The organism is Gammaproteobacteria bacterium (assembly GCA_011375345.1).
GTDB lineage: Bacteria > Pseudomonadota > Gammaproteobacteria > DRLM01 > DRLM01 > DRLM01.
Genome location: DRLM01000129.1, coordinates 1 through 7,074, shown reverse-complemented (window position 1 = coordinate 7,074; position 7,074 = coordinate 1). Strand labels below are relative to the sequence as shown.

General features: G+C 60.0%; 3 protein-coding genes. 2 read left to right on the top strand and 1 reads right to left on the bottom strand.

Annotated elements, in window-relative coordinates:
- Positions 1–3,393: 3,393 nt before the first annotated feature.
- Positions 3,394–4,704: a leucyl aminopeptidase family protein gene (locus ENJ19_10035; GenBank protein HHM06063.1), complete on the bottom strand. Its 1,311-nt coding sequence runs from the start codon at positions 4,702–4,704 to the stop codon at positions 3,394–3,396.
- 355 nt (positions 4,705–5,059) lie between these two features.
- Here ENJ19_10035 and pdhA point away from each other — a divergent pair, with 355 nt between their 5' ends.
- The gene (gene pdhA / locus ENJ19_10030) at positions 5,060–6,052 is read left to right on the top strand and encodes a pyruvate dehydrogenase (acetyl-transferring) E1 component subunit alpha (GenBank protein HHM06062.1); all 993 of its coding nucleotides are present in this window, start codon (positions 5,060–5,062) and stop codon (positions 6,050–6,052) included.
- Positions 6,052–7,035, top strand: coding sequence for an alpha-ketoacid dehydrogenase subunit beta (locus ENJ19_10025; protein HHM06061.1), 984 nt, complete (start codon positions 6,052–6,054; stop codon positions 7,033–7,035). The genes pdhA and ENJ19_10025 overlap by 1 nt, the downstream gene beginning before the upstream one ends.
- Positions 7,036–7,074: the final 39 nt, after the last annotated feature.

The window sequence follows — 7,074 nt, the reverse complement described above, 5'->3', positions numbered from 1 at the left end:
CTCGTGTATAAAACCACGGATGGAGGAACCAGCTGGAGCAAGGTCAGTACTCTCGTCGGCACTCACCTGAGCAACAACACACTGAAGTTGATGGTGGACAGTACCGGCAAATATTATGCCCACCTCGGCGATCGCCTGGATCTGTACAGCAGCACGGATAATGGCGCAAGCTGGACTTCCGTTGCCACCGATGTGGGCGCATTCCATCTTGACAGCAATGATGTCCTATACATCACTCAGGTTGTAGTGGGCCCGAGCTTTCAATATGTTTCCCAGGTGTCGTCCAGCGCCGATGGTGGCGCAAGCTGGACCACATTGGGCGATGTGGTCACGCCTGCCAATGCGCCAGCGTCGCAAATCGCAATGGATGGCGCAGGGAACCTTTATGTGTTACAGACCGGCTTTGGAGACGGCGTGTACCGCAGTACCGATGGCGGTGCAAGCTGGACGTCCATCTCCGAACTGACTTCATTCCCCGCTGCCCTCGCCGCGGACGAGCAGGGTAATCTCTACGCCTATGCAAGTGGCCTCTATGTCAGCAATGACAATGGCGCCAACTGGACCAAGAAGACCGTAGTGACCGATGCGATCGACCACTTTGCTGTCTCCGGCAACGGCGAGGTCTATGCGGCGCAAGGAGGGCCCCTCAACGGTAACACACGCTACTGGCGAACAAGCGATGGCGGCGCGAGCTGGACATCCACCAACCTGCCGCAGGCCGACACCCAGGTAAACCGGGTCGGCGTCGCCCCCAATGGCGACCTTTATCTCAACTTCAAGCCCCGCGTCACAGGCCTGGTAGGCAACACGCCCAATCCCGGTGGCGGGCGGGTGATGAAACTGGCGGCCGCGGGTGGGTCGAGCTACATCGACCTCAACAGTGGCCTGGGGCACGCCTCGATCACCTACCTTCTGGAGTCTGGCGGCAATCTCCTCGCTGCCGCCTCCTACGGCAACCTGTGGCTTTCCACCGACGCGGGAGCAAGCTGGTCGGTACCTGCGTCCGCCCCGGCGACCGGCATCTTCGGCCTAGGCCAGCACGGCGGTACGCTCTACCTGATGAGTGCCAGCGGCATCTACAGCAGTCCGGACAATGGCGCCAACTGGACACAGATCAACACCTCGGAAACCGCCTACTATTCCGAGTTCACCAGCGACGGCAATGGCCGCCTCTATGTCTATGGTGAAGGTGCTTCCGGTGAGAGCGGCATCAAGTACAGCGACGATGGCGGGCTTACCTGGACCGCGTTCAACACGGGATTGACCGATTGCAGAGGCAGCGTACTCGAATATGAGAATGCCCTCGCCGTTTCCGCCGATGGCCAGAATATCTATGCCGGCTCCTGCTACTCCAACGATGCCGGCTCGACCTGGGCAAAATCCGCTTTCCCCAGCGGATCAACGCAGGTGATCCACTCGCTGATACTCGATTCCTCTGGAAAGGTGCTTGCCGGCAAGAACATAGGGGGCATCGAGAAAAGCATCGACAATGGCGCCAATTACGATGCCACCGACGTCAGCATGGAGCTCAACAACGGCGTGGGCGGCATCGCCGGCATCTCCACCCTGTTTCGCGACAGCAACGGTACCTATTATGCCCTTGCCCCCTCCGGCGTCGGCGCCTATCTCTCCGGCGTCTGGAGCAGCACCGACGGTGGCACCAACTGGCTGCGTGACAATGGCGGCCTGCCCGTCATTCCTCGCTGGGGAGAGTATGGGGCATTGACCATGGCTGAAACGCCCTCGGGAACCCTGATCCTGAGCACCGCAGGCTCGGGCTTGTTTGCCGCTACAACAGGAACAGGCGGCGCTCCGAATGTACCCCCTGTTGCCAATGCGGGCAGCGACCAGACGGTGACAGCCGGCGATACGGTTACGCTGGATGGCAGCGCCAGCAGTGACAGCGACGGCACGATAACAGGCTATCTGTGGTCGGAGACCGGTAGTGCGGTCACGATCACAAATAACACCAGTGCAACGGCAAGCTTTGTCGCACCGGCCGTCACGGCCACCACGACCTACACCATCAGCCTGACGGTGACCGACGATGACCTGGCGACCGATACCGACCAGATTACCATCACCGTCAATCCTGCTGGCAGCGGTGGTGGCACCGGCGGCACGGGCGGCTCGGGTGGCGGCAGCACCGGCTCATCGGGTGGTGGCGGCGGTGGTGCTTTCGGACTCCCCGGCCTGCTGGCCCTGTCGCTAGTCGCGTTAGGCCTCCGGATCCGTTCACGCAACAAAGCGGGCCTGAAGGCTGCCAGGACGTCGGGGATTGTTCCCACCAAATCGACTCAGGAGGGTGTCATGTTTCGTATTACTTCCGCCCTTCTCTTAGGACTGGGCCTGGCCCAGCCCGTAAACGCGGCAACGATCGATTTCAGGTTTGAAATTGACCCGGCCGCCTTTGGCTTTGCAGACTTAAACGATGGCGACACTCTCGACATCAGCTTTCTGGACAGCACGGATTTATACAACGTCTCCGTCACTGACATCTATTCCTGGAAATTCAATCTTGCGGCCGGTGAAACCGGTACGTCATACCTTGACAGCCCGGACACCACCATCGTTGGTGACATTGGGCAATATTTCTCTTACGACGGTTCAGAGATGACGCTGGAATTTCTTAGTTGGCTGGATGCCGACTTTTGGGGCGACTCCATTTCCTCGACGGATGAATTGGGAAATGCTTCCGAGATTGCGACCAATACCCAGCTCACCAATATCATAGCCGGATATTACAACACCTCACTGGGTGTACACCAGGGAGCTGTGGCCACGCCACCCTCTCAAGGCAGCGTTCTGCTGACCGGCGTGCAAACGGGTAGCGGTCTAAGTGGACCAAGCGGAAACAGCAACCCTGTCGCGGTTCCGGAGCCGTCCATTATAATGCTCATGATTGCCGGCCTTGCAGGATTGGGGATCATCCGGGGAAAAACAGAATCCAGAAACACGATTGTCGCTTGACCAACTGTCACCCCGTGGATAGCGGAGGCGTACAGCAAATGTTGCAGGCCCCGTTTGGGTTATGGCTATGACCGTATTGAGGACACTACCCGCAGCGGTCTTGGTGATCCGACGCCGGGTTTTTTATGGCGCTTTCATCAGGCACTGTGTTTTGTGCCTGCCCTCCTCAATGTGGCTCGATGCCGGGAGTGATTTCCCATCCCCAACATAATCCACGCGCGTTGGGAATGGGCAGATCAAACATAGTGTCCAATAGTTGGGAATACTCCACCGGCCAAAGCCGGTGGCTTCGGGTTACGGCTATAAGCCGGATTGATCGGTCTTGCGGCCGGTTATCCCCTCTCCCCTCATCAAGGGGAGAGGGGGATAATGCAATGATGCCGCCCAAAGGCGGGGGATTTACAGATCCCCTGGCGGGGACTTTTAAAACGCCCGTTTGCCCAATACAAACTCCAAACTGTACCGCACCCCAAACCCCGTACTGTCACTGGCCACATGAGCCAGGCCGCCTTTGCGCGTCGCGGCAGAGAGGTCCAGGTGCAACCAGGGCACGTCTCCTGCCACGAACCGGCTCAGAAACCGGGCAGCGAGGATGTGGTCTGCTTCCCCCCCCAGGGTGCATTGCTTGATGTCGGCGATGGTGCTGTCCAGTTCCTTGTCGTAGTCTTCGTCGGTGGGAAAGGGCCACACCCGCTCGCCGGAATCCACACCGGCCTGGATGAGGTCCGTCAGCCACTCGGGCCGGTTGGTGAAGACGCCGCTGTAAGCCGTGCCCAGGGCGTAGACGCAGGCGCCGGTGAGGGTGGCGTAGTCGATGAGGAGTCCCGGCTTGGCGCGGGCGGCGAAGGTGAGGGTGTCAGCCAGTACCATGCGGCCTTCGGCGTCGGTGTGCGTGACTTCAATGGTGGTGCCGTTGGCGGCGGTAACCACGTCGTTTTGTTTGTAGGCTTTGGGGCCAATCATATTTTGCGACAGCGCCAGCCAGCAATGCACAGGGAAATTCACTTTGAGCCGGGTAAGGGCCAGCAACGTGCCCAGGGCCACGGCGCTGCCGCCCATGTCTTCGTGCATGCCGTGCATATGGCGGGCGGGTTTGAGGTTGTGGCCGCCGGTGTCGAAGCAGATGCCTTTGCCCACCAGGGCCAGGGCTTTTTTGCGGCTGCGGGTGCGGGGCTGGTAGGTCAGGTGGACGATGCCGGCGTCCCGTTCGGCGCTGCCCTGGGCCACGGCCAGGAATGCTCCGGCTTTTTTGCGTTTCAGCACCGCGGTGTCGAGGAATTCCATTTTCCAGCCCTGTTCCCGCGCCAGCTGGGTGATGCGGCGGCGGTAGCGGGTGGGGGTGAGTTCGTTGGGGGGCAGCACGGCCAGTTCCCGGGCGAGGTTGTTGCCCGCCGCCGCCGCCAGGGTGCGGCTGAGATCCAGCCGCTGGGGCAGGCCGTAGAGATGCACGGTTTTGAGGGCCGGGGTTTTGGGCGGTTTGCTTTTGAAACTGGGCAGGGGGTGCGCTCGGGCTGCCAGCGCCGCCACCATGGCATCCATGAGCCGGGCAATCTGATCCGCCGCCACCCCGGGGGCGAACAGCGCGATGTGTTTCGGTGCTGCGGAAAAATGAGGGGCGATGAGCTTGCGGGCCAGACTCAGCAGTTCAAAACTGCTGGGCGCTTCTTTTTTTAATTGCGCGAAGCTGAGCCGGGTGTCGGCCGTGTTGGGCAAATCAGTGACCAGCACCTGCATGGCCCTGGTCTGGTCGCGTTCCGCCCGGCGCAGCAGCAGGTCGCGGTAGGGGAAGGGTGTGTCGTCGCCCTCCGGGACGATGAAAACCGCGTGGGCCGTGCGGTCCGTTTCCTGCTTCGAGAGGGGGGTTGTGTGCTGTTTCACCGTCACTGGCATGTCAAAGCTCCTTGTTGTTGCCCGGCCCTCAGCTTGACCTGATCGTGCAAAAAACCGATCATACCGCGTTTCCGCGCACCGGGGACCCGTTGACTGCCCCCATCCGGGCTCGTGAGCGCCCCCAAAGCTGTATCAACCAGAATAGTAACTATATGTTTTTTCAGCCAGATTCACCTGTATGTAAGGAATAAGGAATCCTATGAATGCCGCTGACAAGAAACGGCTGTTGAAAGAGATGCTTTTCGCCCGGCGCTTCGAGGAGCGCTGCTACGAAGCCTACGTGGAGCGCAAGATCGGGGGCTTTTTGCATTTGTACCCCGGCCAGGAGGCCTGCGCCTTCGGTGTGTTGGAGGCGGCGCGACCGGGCCGGGATTACGTCATCACCGGCTATCGTGATCATGTTCATGCCATCAAGTGCGGCGCGGACCCCAAAGCGGTGATGGCGGAGTTGTACGGCAAGGAAACCGGTTCCAGCAGGGGCCGCGGCGGTTCCATGCATATTTTCGACGTGGCTCACCGTTTTATGGGTGGCTACGCCCTGGTGGGTGGGCCTTTTCCGTTGGCGGCGGGTTTGGCCAAAGCCATCAAGCTCAAGGGCGACGACGATATTGCCATCTGTTTTCTCGGGGATGCGGCCAATAATCAGGGCACCTTCCACGAATCCATGAACATGGCCAGCCTGTGGAAGTTGCCGGTGCTGTATGTGTGCGAGAACAATCTCTATGGCATTGGCACCCGCATTGACCGTTCCACCGCCGTGCTGGATCAATACAAGCGGGTGGCGGCCTACGACATTCCCGCTGCCCAAACCGACGGCCAGGACATTGAAAAAGTGTATGCCGCCGCCCAGGTGGCGGTGGACCACGTACGCGGCGGCCAGGGGCCGTATTTCCTTGAACTCATGACCTACCGCTACCGCGGCCACTCCATGTCCGATTCCAATGCCTACCGTGAAAAAGAGGAGGAACGGCAGTGGAGCGCGCGCGATCCCATCATTATTTTGCGCGACCGCTTGATTGAAGCTGGTGAACTGAGCGCCGACGAGTACAAAGCCATGGATGATCAAATCCTGGACGACATCGAAAACGACGTCATTAAATTCGCCGAAGAATCACCCTTTCCCAAGGTGGAGGAGCTGGAAAAATACGTGTTGGCGGAAAACGATCCCTGGGTTAAAGGAGGCGCGCACTGATGGCCGAGATCATGTATTGGGAAGCCGTGCGCCGCGCTCACGATGAAGAAATGGCCCGCGACCCGCTGGTGATTTGCATGGGCGAAGATATCGGCGTGGCCGGTGGCACATATAAAGCCACCCAGGGCTTGTACGACAAGTACGGCCCTGAGCGGGTGATTGACACGCCCATTTCCGAAAACGGTTACACCGGTTTGGGGATCGGTGCTTCATTCGCGGGGGTGCGGCCCATCATCGAAATCATGTCGGTGAATTTCGCCTGGCTGGCAACGGACCAGATCGTCAACACCGCCGCCAAGGTGCGTTACATGTCCGGCGGCCAGCTCGCCGCGCCGGTGGTGATTCGCTCGCCCGGCGGTACGGCGCACCAGTTGGGCGCCCAGCATTCCGCCCGCATGGAAAAGGTGTTCATGGGCATTTCCGGCTTGCGGGTGGTGACGCCGTCCAACCCCAGGCAGGCTTACGGTTTGATCAAATCCGCCGTGCGCTGCGATGATCCTGTGTTCATCAACGAGCACGAGCTGATGTACAACATGAAGGGCGAGGTGCCCGACGGCGAGTACTTCCATCCTCTGGAAGGCTCGGAGGTGGTGCGTTCCGGCAAAGATGTCACCTTGTTTGGTTACAACGTGTCGGTGCACTGGTGTTTGCAGGCGGCGGAGGTGCTGGCCAGACAACATGGCATCGATGCAGAAGTGGTGGATTTGTACGCCCTCAAACCGCTGGACCGGGAAGGGATCCGCACCTCCGTCGCCAAAACCCACCGCGCCGTGATTGCCGAAGAAGCCGAAGCCATGGTGGGGGTGGGGGCCGAAGTGATGGCTGTCGTCAACGACGAATGTTTCTTCGAGCTGGACGCACCGCCGCTGCGGGTGTCTGCCGTGGACGTGCCCATTCCCTATGCCCACAACCTCGAAAAGGCCGCCATTCCTGATGCCAACGATGTGGTGGCGGCGGTGCTGAGAATGTTTGGGAAGGCTTGAGCGCTTGCGTGTCAGGCACGACGAAAACGAACAGCGTTG

Coding starts and splice junctions, on each gene's coding strand:
- ENJ19_10025 (HHM06061.1), top strand. CDS start 6,052: ATGGCCGAGATCATGTATTGGGAAGCCGTGCGCCGCGCTCACGATGAA.
- pdhA (HHM06062.1), top strand. CDS start 5,060: ATGAATGCCGCTGACAAGAAACGGCTGTTGAAAGAGATGCTTTTCGCC.
- ENJ19_10035 (HHM06063.1), bottom strand. CDS start 4,704: ATGCAGGTGCTGGTCACTGATTTGCCCAACACGGCCGACACCCGGCTC.